This window comes from Paenibacillus sp. Marseille-Q4541 (genome assembly GCF_018310695.1).
Taxonomy (GTDB): domain Bacteria; phylum Bacillota; class Bacilli; order Paenibacillales; family Paenibacillaceae; genus Paenibacillus.
In genome coordinates, this window is sequence record NZ_JAGXCY010000002.1 from 399,273 (window position 1) to 414,773 (window position 15,501).

Consider the following 15,501-nt stretch of genomic DNA (forward strand, 5'->3'; position numbering starts at 1 on the left):
CTTTTGCTTAAGAAGAGCTAGTCATGTCCTACTTACATTATCATTATTCAAAGGTGTGATACAAGAGAATCAAATTACATAGAAGTTATTCTCTTGTTGCAAGCAGGAGGAAACCTTGTTTTATAAATAGGTTGCCATATCTCTCACTTGCTGATCAACCTGTTCAATTTGTTCGAGATCAGGTTCTTGAATACTATGATGGGATTCCACAACTCGAGCAATGATCTCCTCAATCTTCAAGAACGAAATCTCTCCTTTTAGAAAACGAGCCACCGCTACTTCATTGGCTGCATTAAAAGCCGTTGTTGCTGTTCCTCCTATTTTACCACATTCATAAGCGAGCTTTAAGCAAGGGAATCGCTTCATGTCCATTTCTTTAAAATGAAGAGATCCGATTTCTGAAAGTGATAAAGATGGGGCATCAAAAGCTAATCGCTGAGGATAAGTCAGCGCATATTGAATCGGAACACGCATGTCCGGGTTCCCCATTTGTGCAATCATACTCGTATCTTGAAACTCCACAAAGGAATGTATAATACTTTCAGGATGAAGAAGAACATTGATCTTCTCATAAGGAAGATTAAATAACCATCTTGCCTCTATTACCTCTAGTCCCTTGTTAACCATTGTTGCAGAGTCAATTGTAATTTTAGAACCCATTGACCAATTAGGGTGTTTCAAAGCATCTTCAACTGTTACATTCTGAAGTTGTTCTCTGCTCAGATCTCGGAAAGAACCACCCGATGCTGTCAGCGTAATCTGTTTCACTTCTCGAAGTTGTTCACCATTCAAGCACTGGAAAATAGCCGAATGTTCACTGTCTACGGGAATAATCTGTACCTGTTTCTCCTGCGCTAGCGCAGTAACCAGATGACCTGCTGTTACTAGTGTTTCCTTGTTGGCAAGCCCGATCTGTTTCCCTTCCCTAATGGCAGCCAAGGTAGATGATAGACCCACACTTCCCATTACCGCTGTAATGACCGTATCTGCATCAGTACCCGCAGCCACCTCAATGAGCCCTTCGTTACCATAGTACACCTGAGTACCATCCGGTACATTTAGGCGAACATGATCCACGTCTTCTTTGCGACCAACAGACACTTTACGAGGATGAAATTGATTGGCTTGCTGGATAAGAAGTTCCACATTGGAACCTGCTGAGAGTCCTTCCACTTGAAACTCTTCAGGATGCATTCTAACAACGTCCAGCGTTTGCGTTCCAATGGATCCTGTTGAACCTAAAATCGATATTTTCTTCACAAAAGACACCTCTTGTAATGACTTATAAGCGTTTGATTTCCTTAGTAAGGAATGAGCATGAGAATATGTACGAATGGAAACACAAAGATCCAACTATCACAGCGGTCCAAAATACCACCATGACCTGGGAGCAGATTCCCTGAATCTTTAATTCCATATACACGTTTATAAGCTGATTGTGTTAAATCCCCCAGTTGTCCAATAACAGAGGCAGACAAACCGATGAGTATAGCTCTTCCGTAACTAAGCAGGCCTCCAGAGAATCCAGCAAAGATTAGTGCGATAATAATCGCAATAGCAATACCACCAACTGCTCCTTCTATGGTCTTGTTGGGACTAATCATAGGCCAAAGTTTATTTTTACCCATTGATTTCCCTACAAAATAGGCTCCAGCGTCACTTCCCCATATACTTGCCAAGAGAAGAAATGTCCAGAACAAGCCTCCGGGTATTTGACGTGTAAATGCAATATAATAAAAACCGATCCCAACATATACGACACCAATAAACATTAAAGCCGCAGTTTGAACGGTTAGCTTGTTTTTTGTCGTTACGGTAGCTATAAGCAATAGCAGCATAATAAGCCACACGATCTGATTTAATGTCAAAGTTAACCCTAGCTCTGCAAGCAACTTAGGAAAAATGAGGATCAGAACACCAATATACCCAATTAATGCTGTACCAGAAAAAGCAGAAACACCAATCATTCGCATGAACTCGTATAACCCGATTAATGCCATTAAGAGAATGAGCAGGCTATACCAGGCTCCGCCCAGCATTGTGAACCCCAAAAATAAAGCGCCGGCAACAATTCCAGTTATTACTCGCTGTTTCAACTTGGTCCATCCTCCATTACTTCAGACCGCCATACCGTCTCGTTCTGCGTTGGTATTCGGCTACTGCTTCGAATAAATGTTCTCTATTAAAATCAGGCCAGTAAATATCCGTAAACCACATTTCACTGTAGGCAAGTTGCCACAACATAAAATTACTCAGTCTAAGTTCTCCACTAGTTCGAATTAGTAAGTCCGGATCAGGCAAATCATTAGTTAACAAGTGTTCCCCGATCAGATCTGATGTAATCTCACTTGATTGCAATTCACCGAGTTCAATCTTATGAGCAATAGATTTCATTGCATCTGTGATTTCACTTCTACTGCCATAGTTCAATGCAAAGTTAAGGATTAGACCCGTGTTATCTTTTGTTTTGCGAATTGCTTCTCTTAGTGCTTTCACCGTATGATCAGGTAAATTTTCTTCGTAACCCATCATTCGAACACATACATTTTTTTCAATTAATTCATCTAATTCCTGAGCAAGAAAATCAACGGGCAAACGCATTAAAAAATCAACTTCATCTTTCGGTCTCGTCCAGTTCTCTGTCGAGAAGGCATACATTGTCAGATATTTAATTCCTAAGTCATCTGCAGCAATCGTAGCCCGTTTAAGAGCTTTCATACCACTTTGATGTCCAACGATGCGAGGCATACCTTGCTGTTTGGCCCATCTCCCATTGCCATCCATAATAATAGCCACGTGTTGCGGAATATTAGCTTTTGACAATTCAGGCGTCTCTTTGCCGTTCTTATTCCACCACGACCGAGCGCGTTTCATCATTCGACTTCCTCCAAAATCCCATGAAGTTTCTTTTCATTGCTGTGAAAAGAGCAAACCCCACCGAAGGCGGAGGGGCCGTAAGCTTATTATATTATACTTCCATGATCTCTTTTTCTTTGGCAGCCAGTACTTTATCCACTTCAGCAACGTATTTATCTGTAGACTTCTGGATATCTTCCTGATGTCTGCGTGATTCATCTTCAGAAATATCGGATTTTTCCAATTTCTTAATGTCATCATTTGCATCACGACGGATATTACGAACAGCCACTTTTGCTTCTTCGCCAAATTTCTTGGTGAATTTCACAAGTTCTACCCTGCGCTCTTCTGTAAGTGCCGGAATGCTCAGACGGATCATAGCACCATCATTTTGTGGTGTAAGACCGAGGTCCGATTTCATAATTGCACGTTCGATCTCAGCCAAGGAAGTTTTGTCCCATGGTTGAATCATCAGTGTACGAGAATCCGGAGTGTTGATGTTAGCAAGTTGGTTAATTGGTGTTGGTGCACCGTAATATTCAACTTGGATGCGATCGAGCAAAGAAGGTGTTGCGCGTCCAGCACGAAGCGTTGACAAGTCACGTTTGAGTGCAAGGATCGCTTTTTCCATACGTTCTTCTGCATTCTTTTTGATTGATTGTGGCATTAGTCTACACTCCCTTTTACGATTGTCCCGATTTTTTCACCGAGAAGAACTCGTTTGATATTACCTTGTTCAGTAATAGCAAATACGATGAGAGGAATATTATTGTCCATACAGAGTGAGGAAGCAGTGGAGTCCATAACTCCTAAATTCTTGTTCAACACATCAAGATAGGTCAATTGTTCGAATTTCACAGCCGTTTCGTCTTTGAACGGATCTGCAGAATACACTCCGTCTACCTTGTTCTTAGCCATAAGAATAACTTCAGCTTCGATCTCAGCAGCACGAAGAGCAGCTGTCGTATCGGTTGAGAAGAATGGATTTCCTGTTCCAGCTGCGAAAATCACAACTCTTCCTTTTTCCAAATGGCGAATTGCTCTGCGACGAATATACGGCTCAGCAATCTGCTGCATTGCAATTGAAGTTTGGACACGTGTCGGCACTTCAATCTGTTCAAGTGCATCTTGCAATGCAAGTGAGTTCATAACGGTTGCAAGCATACCCATATAATCTGCAGTTGCACGATCGATACCATTCTCACTTCCAGCAATTCCGCGCCAAATATTACCACCACCGCACACGATGGCAACTTCAACTCCAAGTTCTACGACTTCTTTTACTTGCTGTGCAATGGATGAGATTGTTTCTGCATCAATACCATATCCATTTTGCCCTGAAAGGGATTCTCCACTGACTTTAAGCACTACTCTTTTAAATACCGGCTGTTTCAAATGTTCACCCTCCACTTCAAAATGACGCTTCCCCACGCCAGTTAAGCACATGTTAACCTCATATTAGTTAAAAAGAAAGGAACACGGATTGTGTTCCACTCTTAGTTAAAGAAAACTTTCTGAGCCGAATCTCGGACAATCCAGTTGTTCTTTCAATATAAAGGTGTCTGTGTAATCTCTTAGATGTAAGTTCTTGCCTATATCTTCAAGAGTAACATGGGCCCGTCTTTTGATTCGTTCATTTTTTCTTTAATTATTTCACTTGGGACATAACTTCTTCAACGAAGTTATCTTGTTTTTTCTCAAGACCTTCACCAAGCTCGTAACGAGTAAAGCGACGGATTGAGATGTTTTCACCAATTGTGCTGATTTTTTCGTTCAGCAATTGTTGAATTGTTTTGTCCGGATCTTTTACGAAAGATTGCTCAAGCAAGCAGAATTCTTCGTAGTATTTACCGATACGGCCTTCAACCATTTTTTCAACGATTTTTTCTGGTTTACCTTCGTTCAGAGCTTGAGCTTTCAAAATTTCTTTTTCTTTCTCGAGCTCTTCTTGAGGAACTTCTTCACGGCTCACGTAACGTGGGCTAGAAGCAGCGATTTGCATAGCGATGTCGCGAGCAAATTCCTTGAATTGATCTGTCATAGCAACGAAGTCAGTCTCACAGTTAACTTCAACAAGAACACCAATACGTCCACCAGCGTGGATGTAAGATTGAACTACGCCTTCTGTTGCTGCGCGGCCAGCTTTGTTCGCTGCTGCGGACAAACCTTTTTCACGAAGAATTTCGATTGCTTTATTTACGTCATTATTCGCTTCTTCCAGTGCTTTTTTGCAATCTAGCATACCTGCACCAGTTTTTTCGCGAAGTTCTTTTACCAATTTTGCATCTACTGCCATTGTTAATTCCCTCCAGAGGATAATTTTGCGTATGACCCTAAAAAAAGGGCAGTGAGAGGTTATCCACCTACCAACCACCCTTTTCATTTAATTCATATACGTAAGGCCTTTAAAGCAATCTTAAGCGGAAGTTTCTTCGCCTTGATGTGCTTCAATAACAGCATCAGCCATTTTACCAGTAAGCAATTTAACCGCGCGAATCGCGTCATCGTTACCAGGAATAACATAATCGATTTCGTCCGGATCGCAGTTTGTATCAACGATACCTACGATTGGGATACCCAATTTACGAGCTTCTGCTACTGCAATACGCTCTTTACGAGGGTCGATTACGAACAGGGCACTTGGAAGACCCTTCATGTTCTTGATACCGCCGAGGAATTTCTCGAGACGATCTTTCTCTTTACGGAGAATGATAACTTCTTTTTTAGGAAGAACAGCGAAAGTGCCATCCTCTTCCCAAGCTTCCAACTTTTTCAAACGATCGATACGTTTTTGGATAGTTTGGAAGTTAGTAAGAGTTCCACCCAGCCAACGTTGGTTAATGTAGAATTGACCAGCGCGCTCAGCTTCTTCTTTTACGGAATCTTGTGCTTGTTTTTTAGTACCTACGAAAAGAACTGTACCGTTCTCTCCTGCAATACTTTTAACGAAGTTGTAAGCTTCCTCAACTTTTTTCACTGTCTTTTGCAAGTCAATGATGTAAATACCGTTTCTTTCAGTGAAGATATAACGATCCATCTTTGGATTCCAACGACGAGTCTGATGACCGAAGTGAACCCCAGCTTCGAGAAGCTGTTTCATGGAGATAACTGCCATCTCCACACACCTCCTAATATTTTGGTTTTTGTGTCCTCCGCTAGCATCATTTCCCGACAAGACTTCCCTTAAAGAAAGCACCCTCGACAGAATTAGCATAGCGTGTGTTTTAACACCGAAAATTAATATATCATAATTGAACCCTAGATGCAACAATGTTTAGAATGAATTCACTAGTATCTACGATAGACAGGTATATTAATGCGGAGATGTTATTTTTTGGATAACGGAACTAACAGATTCATTTTGTACAAATTCATATGTACCCGTTTGGATCTTCGTATTCACCTTTTGACGATTTGCTTCTTTTGTGAAAGCATCTCGATCTTGGATTACATGCAAAGAAGTCAGATGATCCGCAACATCGTTAAGCGTCGCACCTGGGATGACCCGATATCTAACGACTGTATCAGCCTCATCAGGTTTAGACGTTTTTTTAGTAGTTGGTTGCTTTGGCTCTACAGGCTCTTCATTCTTAGGAGTGGCTGGCTTCTTCGGGGAAGCCGAAACTTCATCTGTTTTAGATCCTTCTTTTTGTGAGCCATCCGGTTCCATCTTCAAACTTGTCCATTCTTCTTCAGTCATAACCTCTTGATTCGCATCGTATACCTTCAAATTTAATGTTTCTGCCTGCGCCTCTAGCTCTGAACGAGATAACGCCTTATCTCCACCTGAACTTACAGCGCCTTGTCCTATTAGGGCAAGTTGTAGAATTAGTGTTCCAACTATTATTCCAATACCAAGGCCCATAAGAAAGGAACGATTTTTTATCATAAGATGTTCTCCCGCTCTCCAAGCTGTAGAATCAGCTGCACTTCCCCCTTAGGCATAGCAAGCTTTCTCGCAATAAAATCAGTTGATTTCCCTTGTGACTCCAGTCGAAAAATCTCGGCAAAACGAGTATGAATAGAATGCTGTTCATTTAAAGTGACACTTTCATCTACTACATGATTTGTCTCTTCTTCTTTTAAGCTTTCATTTAAATCTAATCTTGAATCTAAATCCGGGTTTTCTGCTGCCTTATGCATAGAAGATACTTGGTCCTCAAGGCTTTGAAGTTGTATTTTCAAATCTTGAATTTCTTTTTCTCTTAGGTTGTTCATATGTGAAGAGTCCTGCTTCCACTTCTGGATACTCTCTATGACCTTCTCATTCTCCAGCTCAATCTCAGCCAGATACTGTTCTAAAGCCGTTTCTACTTCTTTTACTAACGTTTGCCCTGATTCAGGTTTCGATTTCGGCATAAACCAGGCAAACAGTATAACACAAACACCCAATACGACGAGGGTACTCCATGGTTGCATGAGATTATTCTCCTATTCATGTATTGCCTACTTATAAAGTGTAGTCAATGTGTTTTCCTTTAAAAGGGTGCTCAGCAGGAGTAACATTTAAGGCCTCCACTGCTTTCTCCTCATTCCTATTTGGATTCCTTCCATCAGCGGCTCCAGAAGAACCAGAATGATCTCTAATCCCAGCCTGTTCTGATTCGGATGTCTTCGGACTTTGTTTACTTTCCCTTTTGGCCTTTTTATTCTCGCTTGATGCAAGAAGTAACTGTTCCGATGATCTTCTATGGTCGTATTCGCTTTGATATCGTCCTGCCTCGCTGGTACGAGGTACAGCAATCTGAAGTTCTACGGCTTTTAAACTCATCTCTTTCGTCACTCCTTATCTCTGCTAACAAAAATAAAATACGCCTAGCTGTTTTTAAGAGGGACCATGGAAATATCGCCATTGTGATAATAAAATGAAATTTGCTTAGCGGTGTCTTTAATAAATTTGGTGTACCTGCCGATAACTATTTTAGAACCTCCGTGGATTATCTTAGTTACATCGACAGATGCTTTTGATGTATCTTCCAATATTTTTTCTATACCAAGAATTTGTTCCTTAGTATCAGCAATTTCACGCACAGTAGTTTCACGTGTCACTTGAAGTTTCATTCGCATGCTCATTTTGTCGTTTGATAATTGTCCCGCCGCAGCCATTTGATCTAGTATATGGAGAGCTTTGTCAGTCTTATCTAAATTTTCGTTTAATTCCTTCTGTTTTTTACGAAGATTCGTAAGATCATTACGAAATTTTGGCATTACACCAACCTCAATGGTTGTTACGGTAGACATGGGATTACCGATAGTTCTGGCTGTTACTCTTTCACCAGCTTGAATTAATCCACCAACAATGAGCCCTTTTGTGCCTGCACAAATACATTGTTTTCCTGCTCGTATAGATGAATGCATGATGCTTTGCGATACATAAATGTTTTGCCCTGCCTCTACATTGGCATCCTGGATGAATGAGCTTCTCACATCGACACCCGCCTGAACGAACCCTTTGTTGTAACCAATAATTCCACCTGTTACTTCAATTGATCCTTCTGCCAATATCTCTGCTCCTTCCACCCCACCGATGACCCGAATGTCTCCTGCAGCTTTAACTTTAAATCCAGACAGCACATTCCCACGAATGACCACTGTCCCCACAAAATCAATATTACCGGTTGTATAATCGACATCCCCATTTACTTCATACAAGGGAAATACATTCATTCGATTATTTTCAGTTGGGGTTATCAGACCATCTATTGCCGCGTACATTGCATTACCTTCCGCACTGATCACGACATTTTTACCTGCCTTAAATCTAGCTTCCTTGCCGGGAGTAAAAGGAATGATATCCCCTTTAACACTTTTTCCCAGCTTTCCAGGTCCAGGTTCTAGTTTTTTAGCAATGATCTGACCTTTATTCACATTATTTAGCCGAGCAATTTCCTTATAGTCAACTCTTCCATCTCCAGTTTCAAGCGGTCTTCGTTCACCACTAAAATCTAGATTTGTCAAGAACTGAATCGCTCCGTTTGTACCTGGTTCAGGAGCATCTCCCTCAGCTATCAAAATTTTCTGGCCATAGAAATCTAACGGATTGCTGGCAACTGTACGAATCGTATCTACTTGAACTCCATACGTAATACCTTGTGTCAGAAGAAATGTGTTTAGTTCCTGTTCGGTAAATTCCAATTCAGAGGTTAACTCGATCCACGCCTTGCTTTGATCAGCCGAATACAGTACTTTCACATGTTGCTTGAGCTCTAGTTTCTGGGTCATATACAACCTTCCTTCTTTCTCACGTGATCAGCCTGCCTTTTATTAGTCCCGGTTCATTAATAGTTCACGCTGTTTCTCAAGTGTTCCTCGAAGACGTAAAATGGCCTTTGAGTGGAGCTGGGAGATTCTTGACGGTGATAAGGACATCACCTCTGCGATCTCACTAAGCGATAAGTCTTCATAATACAAAAGTGATACTACGATTCGCTCTTTCTCCGTCAGCTTATCAATACCTGTAACAAGAGCTTGTTTTAGATGAATGTCGCGAACCGTCTGATCTGGTGGATAAGCTCTCTCATCGACCAGAAGAGACATTCTAGTCTCTGCGTCTTCTTCTCGGAGCGGATCTTCTAGAGAATACAGAGACATAACGGCTACTTCTTGAAGCATATGCTGAAAATCTTTGGCAGACACATCCAAGTATTTTCCCATTTCTTCATCGCTTACAGTTCGGGAATACGTTTGCTCCAAATGCTGATAGGCTTCCTCAATTCGTTTAGCCTTCTCCCGAACAGAACGTGGAACCCAGTCTCCTTGGCGGAGACCATCCAAAATAGCTCCCCTTACCCTCCAAGATGCGTATGTCTCAAATTGAAGACCTCTTTGATAATCAAACTTATCCAGTGCATCTATTAAACCCAGAACCCCATTACTTTCAAGGTCGTCTTTAGAAACGTTTTTTGGTAAACCCACTGCTAAACGACTAGATACATAATGAACGATATGGAGATGCTTCTCAATTAATATTTTCCGGGCGTCTAAATCTCCATGCTCCTTCCACTTTTCCCATAGGTCTATGTCGGCCAAATGGGATGAATTACGTTCTTTCACATCGTTTCCCTCCTCTATTTGCCTGACAAGTGACGAACGGCTTGAGCTAATTCTTCAGCATCTTTCGTCCGAACAAGTTTCGGAGGATTTAGTGGTTCAAAGCCGCTCTCCACTGCTGTTTGATTCTTCTTGTCTGCGCTGGGTTCCGATTGGGCATAGTTTAAAATATCCTTCAAAGCATCCTCATCACCCGAAGCAACTACATCAACCTGAGCACCTCTAATTTCTTGAACGACTTCTTCGCTATCAACAATCCCTTCTTCGGGTGGGGACGCCAAGATGTAACCTATTACTAGCCTTAAAATAAAAGCTAGTAAAAACCACACCATGAAAGCAAGCCCTGCCCGAAGTAGACTTGTAGATAATAAATTACTGCTATATGAAAGAAAAAATGTAACAACAAGACCGATAATACCCGCTGTAAAATTTATTCGAACACTGCCAAACATCCTAGTCATAGTTCTTTCACACCCATCTGTACACTTCGAATAGTCAAAACTCCAGTGTCCCGATCTAAATCAATTGTTCTCCCATGACTCCCACCGCAATCTTCCGCAAGAAGAGGGATCCGAAGTTCTGAGATCATTTGTTTACAAACCTCCGTATTACGGGGACCAATACGTAGCGTATCCCCTGCCCCGGCGAAGTGAAACATTTGAGCGCCACCCGCCATTTTGGCAACCAGCCTAAAGCTAGATGCACCAGCATTTGTCATTCTCTCTACCAATTCCACAATAGCAGTGTCTGCATATTTCGCCTTATTCAATATACCTTCTCTAGCAATAGACGAGGAGGGCAGCATCACATGTGCCATTCCAGCGATTTTGGTTACAGGATCATAAAGGGTTACACCCACACAAGACCCGAGTCCTGTTGTTCGAATGACACCGGGTTCCGTTATGATGTTCAAATCCGCCATGCCTACCTTTATCATGTTTTTTTGTTCAATCATGATATTGGACTCCCAATGCCTCAAAAATAACGGTTAGAGAATCAGGATCGGGGATTAGAAAAAATTGCCCTTGTACTTGGTTATGTCCTTCGAGAAAATGAGTATCGATATATAACGCTTCATCACCTGTATGACTCATATGAAGTAGTCCGTAACTCAAAATTGCTCCTGCCATATCTACTGCAAATCCAGGAACAGTAGGTATCATTTTAAGTTGGGTAAAATCTGCAAGGGAAGATAAATATGATCCTGCAAGTATGTTACCAATCTCAGATAAAGTAGAACACTCCATTTCCGTAAATTCGAGCTGTTCATAGCTAACATCTGCGTTGAAGTGATACAATAGCTGTTTTGCAGCTTCCGGGGTCATCATAAAAAACATGTTCCCTGGAGCTTCTCCCTCTACTCGAAAATATACGGCAGTTACAATGCTCTCATCCCCACCGATGCTCTCGGCTATCGCTTCAAAAGGAACCCGCTGTACAGTTGGAACACCCATATCAACGGGTTTATTCAATAGTGTAGCAAGCGCGGTAGCAGCATTACCTGCTCCGATGTTCCCAATTTCTTTTAAGATATCCATCTCGAATTCCTGAAACTGATTAAAGGAACGCACCATTAGCCTTCCATACTTTCAAGCATAATGATTTCACTTTTATTTAGTACTTCATGGAGATTTAGCATAATTAGAAGTCTCTCTTCCCCTAGCTTAGCCACCCCCCTCAAATATTTGGCTTTAATACCCCCCACAATTTCAGGTGGATTCTCAATGTTGCTTTCATTAATATCAACTACATCATTAGCTGAATCGACAATAAAACCAACTTGCATATCAGAAACAGATACGATAATAATACGTGTTTGATCTGTGTATTCAGATTCCGGAAGTGAGAATCGGCCCCTTAAATCAATTACCGGAATGACAACTCCACGGAGATTAACAACACCTTTTACAAATGAATAGGTTTTTGGTACACGGGTAACTGGCAACATTCTTTCAATCGTCTGAACACGTTCTACCTCAATCCCGTATTCTTCTGTCCCAAGCTTAAACACAATTACTTTCATGTCTTCTGCCATGATAATGCCTCCTAATAAGTAAGTAATTAAAGCTTTCGTTGCAAAAGTTTATTTAATCAGACCGTTAGGGTCAACAATTAGTGCGACTTGGCCATCACCTAGAATGGTAGCTCCAGAAATGCCTTGAATAACCGGTAAATATTTACCCAGGGTCTTAATAACAATCTCGTTCTGACCGATAAAATCATCTACTGCAAGAGCAGCAAGCTGATCCCCTTTTCGAATAACAACAATCTCAATTTCATCCTCTTCTGCATCGCTGTAACCTTCCACTTGGAAGAATTCAGCAAGTGATACGTATGGGACCAGAGATTCTCTGAACGTGATCATTTTTGTACCATGGATCTCGCGAATTTTTTCTTTTTTTACGATTCCCGTCTCTACGATCGAAGAAAGAGGAATTGCATATTTTTCACTTCCTAATTGAATCAGCATTGCCGAGATAATGGACAGGGTCAGAGGAAGTTGAACAGAAAAATTTGTTCCTTTTCCTGGTACAGAATGAATCGTTACATTACCGCCAAGCGAAGTAATCTTGGCTTTGACGACATCAAGACCTACTCCTCTACCAGAAATATCCGATATCGTCTCCGCTGTACTAAACCCTGGTGCAAACAATAGTTGGAAGACCTGTTCATCCGTCATATCAGTCGATTCCGCTTCGGTAACGACACCACGAGATATTGCAATTTTCAGCAATTTATCACGGTAGATCCCCGCTCCATCATCCTCAATTTCAATAAAAACATGATTTCCACTATGAAATGCTCTTAAATGAATCGTACCCGTTTCTGATTTCCCCGACGCTACTCTAGCACTGATCGATTCAACGCCATGGTCAACAGCATTTCGAAGCAAATGAACAAGCGGATCACCAATCTCATCAATAACTGTACGATCTAGTTCTGTTTCTGCACCTGAGATCACAAGGTCAACCTTTTTGTCCAGTGACTTAGCTAGATCTCGAATCATTCTTGGGAAACGATTAAATACAGTATCTACAGGCACCATTCGAAGCTTAAGTACTATATTTTGCAAATCCGAACTAACCCTACTCATATGCGCAACGGTTTCTATCAAATCCGTGTGAGCTAAATCATTGGATAGCTGTTCCAAACGTGAACGGTCAATTAGCAACTCACTAAACAAATTCATAAGAACGTCCAAACGTTCGATATCTACGCGAATGGTTTTAGAAGCCGCAGGTGCAGACGTTTTCGTATTGGCTGGACCTTTCTTTTCTGCGACCGGATTTGTTTTAGCAGTTTCAATGTTCGTATTACTACTTTCTACTTGAGATCTTTCCTTAGGCTTCTCCATCACTTCTACCGTTGCTGCTACTTCAGAAGATCCTACGAGCATTTCTTCGGTCAATAATACAACTTCTGCTTTTTCAATCTCTGAAATGTTTAGAATCGCTTTCTTTACATCTTCTGCTTGCATCTGTGTTATGTAATAAAGTGAAAATTCATAGTCAAATTGATCTTGCTCTATTTCTTGAACTGATGGTTCTGTTTTGATGATGTCACCTGATCGCTCTAGCATATCAAATACCATATAGGCGCGAACAGCCTTCAACTGACTTGTACTGCTAATAGTGACATGTATGAACATAACGCCTTGTCCATCAGTAATAGACTGTAAGAGTACGGAGTTTTGGAATTCATCCAACGCAGGCATGGAAGTTTTGGAACTTGACTCTATTACTTCCGCAGGAGCAGGTAATGACTCTTCCCCTTTTTCAATTGCTTGTAAAGAAGAAACGATAGAAGTAACATCAAGTTTCCCTTCTCCGCCGCCCATAATATTTTGAACCATGGATTCGAGTGCATCAAGACTCTGGAATAAGACATCAAATATGGATTCCTTCATTTGAAGCTTTTCATTTCGAACTAGATCTAGTACATTTTCCATTTTATGAGTTAAGGAAGCCAGATCCTCAAACCCCATGGTAGCTGCCATACCTTTTAGCGTATGTGCAGATCTAAATATAACTTGAACGATGGATAGATCTTCGGGACTGTTTTCGAGTTCAAGCATTTTTTCGTTCAGCGATTGCAGATGATCGTTAGACTCATCAATAAACATGGACAAGTATTGATTCATATCCACTTTGAAATACCCCCTTCTTGATTAGGTTTGTTTCATAACGGCTTGGATCAGGCTTGAAGTCAATTCTTCAATAGGTAATACTTGCTGAACACATGCCAGTTCTACGGCAGCACGCGGCATTCCATACACGACACAACTTTCTTCGTTCTCCGCAAATGTTGAATTGACACCCGTGTCATAAAGACGCTTCATCATTCTAGCTCCATCACTACCCATACCTGTTAAAAGAACCACATGCCTTTGAAGTTTCATATAGGGAACGATAGATTCAAAAAGTGCATCTACAGAAGGCCGATGTCCATTGACTATCTCTTCCTTACTCAAAAATATTTCGAATTTCCCTGTCTGCAATTCATTCACTCTCATATGGTAGCCCCCTGGAGCAATGTAGGCTGTTCCTATTTCCAAAAGCATTCCATGTTCTGCTTCAACTACCCGAATATGGCTAAATGAATCTAGACGGCTTGCGAGCGATCTAGTAAAGTCAGGCGGCATATGTTGCACGATGACGATCGGTGCAGGAAAATTCACTGGAATTTGAGATAATAATGTCTTGAGTGCCCTTGGACCACCAGTAGAGCAACCAATAGCTACTAGTTGATGAAAGGACGTGCTTGATATTTGTTTTACAACATGTTTTTCTTTTCTATCGTCATATGATTCTTTATAACCTGGGACTTCAATTGAAGATGCAGGCTTTATCTTTATATCGTTGTTGCTATTTGTTCGTTTCTTACTTTGCTTCTCCTTAACTATATCTCTTTTATTACTTGAAATAGCTTTAGGAGGACTTTTTACTACTCGTTCTAATTTCGGTGTTGGTTTGCTTTGAACTTGATCACGCAAAGTTGCAATATCCGTTAGCTTATCAGAGTCTATTTTTTTGGGTTCTTTAACAAGACGAGAAGTATCCAGATTAGGCGTATTCAATGTATGAAAATGAGAAGGTATGACATAAAAATCCCCCTCATCTTGCCTTTCCTGTTTCTCTGCAAGAGAGTCTTGCAGTATCTTTCTCTCCGCACGCCTCTCTTTCATCTGCATAGCTTCTTTCATCTGATTCCGAAGTTCATAGCCTACCTCATTGATGTCTTGTCCATGGTTGAATGAAGGTTTACGAATAAAATCAAATGCTCCTGCTTCTAGTGCCATGATCGTTTCGCGTAATCCAAGTTCATTAATTCCAGAAAGCATAATAATCGGAATTTGGCTTTCGGACATAATTACCTTGAGTGCATCAAGTCCATTAAGAACGGGCATTTCTACATCCATCGTAATGAGATCAGGCTGGCAGATTCTCGCTTTTTCTATCGCTTCTTCTCCAGTTACAGCTGTACCCATTACTTTAAAAGCAGAATCCTGTTCAATTAAATCGGTAATAATTTTCCTCATAAAAGCTGAATCATCAACAACAAGTACCTGATAGACTGACATGTATGACACCCCTG

At 41.1% G+C, this 15,501-nt stretch carries 18 protein-coding genes; all 18 read right to left on the bottom strand.

The genetic code is table 11. The annotated features are described in order from the left end of the window. Window positions 1-120: 120 nt before the first annotated feature. A complete protein-coding gene (locus tag KFT32_RS04505; protein ID WP_211745911.1) occupies window positions 121-1,260 on the bottom strand; it encodes a 1-deoxy-D-xylulose-5-phosphate reductoisomerase in 1,140 nt (379 codons plus the stop codon). Between the two features lie 41 nt (window positions 1,261-1,301). Beyond that, window positions 1,302-2,096 (bottom strand): phosphatidate cytidylyltransferase, encoded by a 795-nt coding sequence (locus KFT32_RS04510; protein WP_211745912.1) that lies wholly within the window; start codon window positions 2,094-2,096, stop codon window positions 1,302-1,304. Window positions 2,097-2,112: 16 nt separating this feature from the next. After that, the gene (locus KFT32_RS04515; RefSeq protein WP_211745913.1) at window positions 2,113-2,877 is read right to left on the bottom strand and encodes an isoprenyl transferase; all 765 of its coding nucleotides are present in this window, start codon (window positions 2,875-2,877) and stop codon (window positions 2,113-2,115) included. A gap of 91 nt (window positions 2,878-2,968) precedes the next feature. Further along, entirely contained in the window at window positions 2,969-3,523 is a 555-nt protein-coding gene (gene frr / locus KFT32_RS04520) for a ribosome recycling factor (RefSeq protein ID WP_211745914.1), read from the bottom strand. Beyond that, window positions 3,523-4,251 (bottom strand): UMP kinase, encoded by a 729-nt coding sequence (gene pyrH, locus KFT32_RS04525; RefSeq protein WP_211745915.1) that lies wholly within the window; start codon window positions 4,249-4,251, stop codon window positions 3,523-3,525. Before pyrH ends, frr begins: the two co-directional genes overlap by 1 nt. 253 nt (window positions 4,252-4,504) lie before the next feature. Then, window positions 4,505-5,152: a translation elongation factor Ts gene (tsf, locus tag KFT32_RS04530; protein ID WP_211745916.1), complete on the bottom strand. Its 648-nt coding sequence runs from the start codon at window positions 5,150-5,152 to the stop codon at window positions 4,505-4,507. A 120-nt stretch (window positions 5,153-5,272) separates the two neighbouring features. Further along, entirely contained in the window at window positions 5,273-5,971 is a 699-nt protein-coding gene (gene rpsB, locus KFT32_RS04535) for a 30S ribosomal protein S2 (protein WP_211745917.1), read from the bottom strand. Between the two features lie 198 nt (window positions 5,972-6,169). Next, on the bottom strand, window positions 6,170-6,745 hold the full coding sequence (locus tag KFT32_RS04540) for a hypothetical protein (RefSeq protein ID WP_211745918.1): 576 nt from the start codon (window positions 6,743-6,745) through the stop codon (window positions 6,170-6,172). Further along, on the bottom strand, window positions 6,742-7,275 hold the full coding sequence (locus KFT32_RS04545) for a DUF6115 domain-containing protein (protein ID WP_211745919.1): 534 nt from the start codon (window positions 7,273-7,275) through the stop codon (window positions 6,742-6,744). Before KFT32_RS04545 ends, KFT32_RS04540 begins: the two co-directional genes overlap by 4 nt. A 31-nt stretch (window positions 7,276-7,306) precedes the next feature. Next, the gene (locus tag KFT32_RS04550; RefSeq protein ID WP_211745920.1) at window positions 7,307-7,627 is read right to left on the bottom strand and encodes a hypothetical protein; all 321 of its coding nucleotides are present in this window, start codon (window positions 7,625-7,627) and stop codon (window positions 7,307-7,309) included. A gap of 44 nt (window positions 7,628-7,671) precedes the next feature. Beyond that, a complete protein-coding gene (locus tag KFT32_RS04555) occupies window positions 7,672-9,078 on the bottom strand; it encodes a DUF342 domain-containing protein (protein ID WP_211745921.1) in 1,407 nt (468 codons plus the stop codon). A 42-nt stretch (window positions 9,079-9,120) separates the two neighbouring features. Next, a complete protein-coding gene (locus tag KFT32_RS04560) occupies window positions 9,121-9,909 on the bottom strand; it encodes a FliA/WhiG family RNA polymerase sigma factor (protein ID WP_211745922.1) in 789 nt (262 codons plus the stop codon). Between the two features lie 14 nt (window positions 9,910-9,923). Further along, window positions 9,924-10,367, bottom strand: a complete 444-nt coding sequence (locus KFT32_RS04565; protein WP_211745923.1) for a hypothetical protein — start codon at window positions 10,365-10,367, stop codon at window positions 9,924-9,926. Then, entirely contained in the window at window positions 10,364-10,861 is a 498-nt protein-coding gene (locus KFT32_RS04570) for a chemotaxis protein CheD (protein WP_211745924.1), read from the bottom strand. The genes KFT32_RS04565 and KFT32_RS04570 overlap by 4 nt, the downstream gene beginning before the upstream one ends. Further along, window positions 10,854-11,480 (bottom strand): chemotaxis protein CheC, encoded by a 627-nt coding sequence (locus KFT32_RS04575; RefSeq protein WP_249435643.1) that lies wholly within the window; start codon window positions 11,478-11,480, stop codon window positions 10,854-10,856. Before KFT32_RS04575 ends, KFT32_RS04570 begins: the two co-directional genes overlap by 8 nt. Further along, window positions 11,480-11,941, bottom strand: a complete 462-nt coding sequence (locus KFT32_RS04580; protein ID WP_211745925.1) for a chemotaxis protein CheW — start codon at window positions 11,939-11,941, stop codon at window positions 11,480-11,482. Before KFT32_RS04580 ends, KFT32_RS04575 begins: the two co-directional genes overlap by 1 nt. A 48-nt stretch (window positions 11,942-11,989) precedes the next feature. After that, window positions 11,990-14,053, bottom strand: coding sequence for a chemotaxis protein CheW (locus tag KFT32_RS04585; RefSeq protein ID WP_211745926.1), 2,064 nt, complete (start codon window positions 14,051-14,053; stop codon window positions 11,990-11,992). A 21-nt stretch (window positions 14,054-14,074) separates the two neighbouring features. Next, window positions 14,075-15,487, bottom strand: a complete 1,413-nt coding sequence (locus KFT32_RS04590) for a chemotaxis protein CheB (protein WP_211745927.1) — start codon at window positions 15,485-15,487, stop codon at window positions 14,075-14,077. Between the last annotated feature and the right edge of the window lie 14 nt (window positions 15,488-15,501).

Bases quoted from the DNA above. Each gene is read 5' to 3' on its own strand.
- KFT32_RS04515 (WP_211745913.1), bottom strand. From the start codon at position 2,877: ATGATGAAACGCGCTCGGTCGTGGTGGAATAAGAACGGCAAAGAGACG.
- KFT32_RS04565 (WP_211745923.1), bottom strand. From the start codon at position 10,367: ATGACTAGGATGTTTGGCAGTGTTCGAATAAATTTTACAGCGGGTATT.
- KFT32_RS04590 (WP_211745927.1), bottom strand. From the start codon at position 15,487: ATGTCAGTCTATCAGGTACTTGTTGTTGATGATTCAGCTTTTATGAGG.
- KFT32_RS04545 (WP_211745919.1), bottom strand. From the start codon at position 7,275: ATGCAACCATGGAGTACCCTCGTCGTATTGGGTGTTTGTGTTATACTG.
- KFT32_RS04580 (WP_211745925.1), bottom strand. From the start codon at position 11,941: ATGGCAGAAGACATGAAAGTAATTGTGTTTAAGCTTGGGACAGAAGAA.
- KFT32_RS04570 (WP_211745924.1), bottom strand. From the start codon at position 10,861: ATGATTGAACAAAAAAACATGATAAAGGTAGGCATGGCGGATTTGAAC.
- KFT32_RS04550 (WP_211745920.1), bottom strand. From the start codon at position 7,627: ATGAGTTTAAAAGCCGTAGAACTTCAGATTGCTGTACCTCGTACCAGC.
- KFT32_RS04540 (WP_211745918.1), bottom strand. From the start codon at position 6,745: ATGATAAAAAATCGTTCCTTTCTTATGGGCCTTGGTATTGGAATAATA.
- KFT32_RS04555 (WP_211745921.1), bottom strand. From the start codon at position 9,078: ATGACCCAGAAACTAGAGCTCAAGCAACATGTGAAAGTACTGTATTCG.
- tsf (WP_211745916.1), bottom strand. From the start codon at position 5,152: ATGGCAGTAGATGCAAAATTGGTAAAAGAACTTCGCGAAAAAACTGGT.
- rpsB (WP_211745917.1), bottom strand. From the start codon at position 5,971: ATGGCAGTTATCTCCATGAAACAGCTTCTCGAAGCTGGGGTTCACTTC.
- frr (WP_211745914.1), bottom strand. From the start codon at position 3,523: ATGCCACAATCAATCAAAAAGAATGCAGAAGAACGTATGGAAAAAGCG.
- KFT32_RS04575 (WP_249435643.1), bottom strand. From the start codon at position 11,480: ATGGTGCGTTCCTTTAATCAGTTTCAGGAATTCGAGATGGATATCTTA.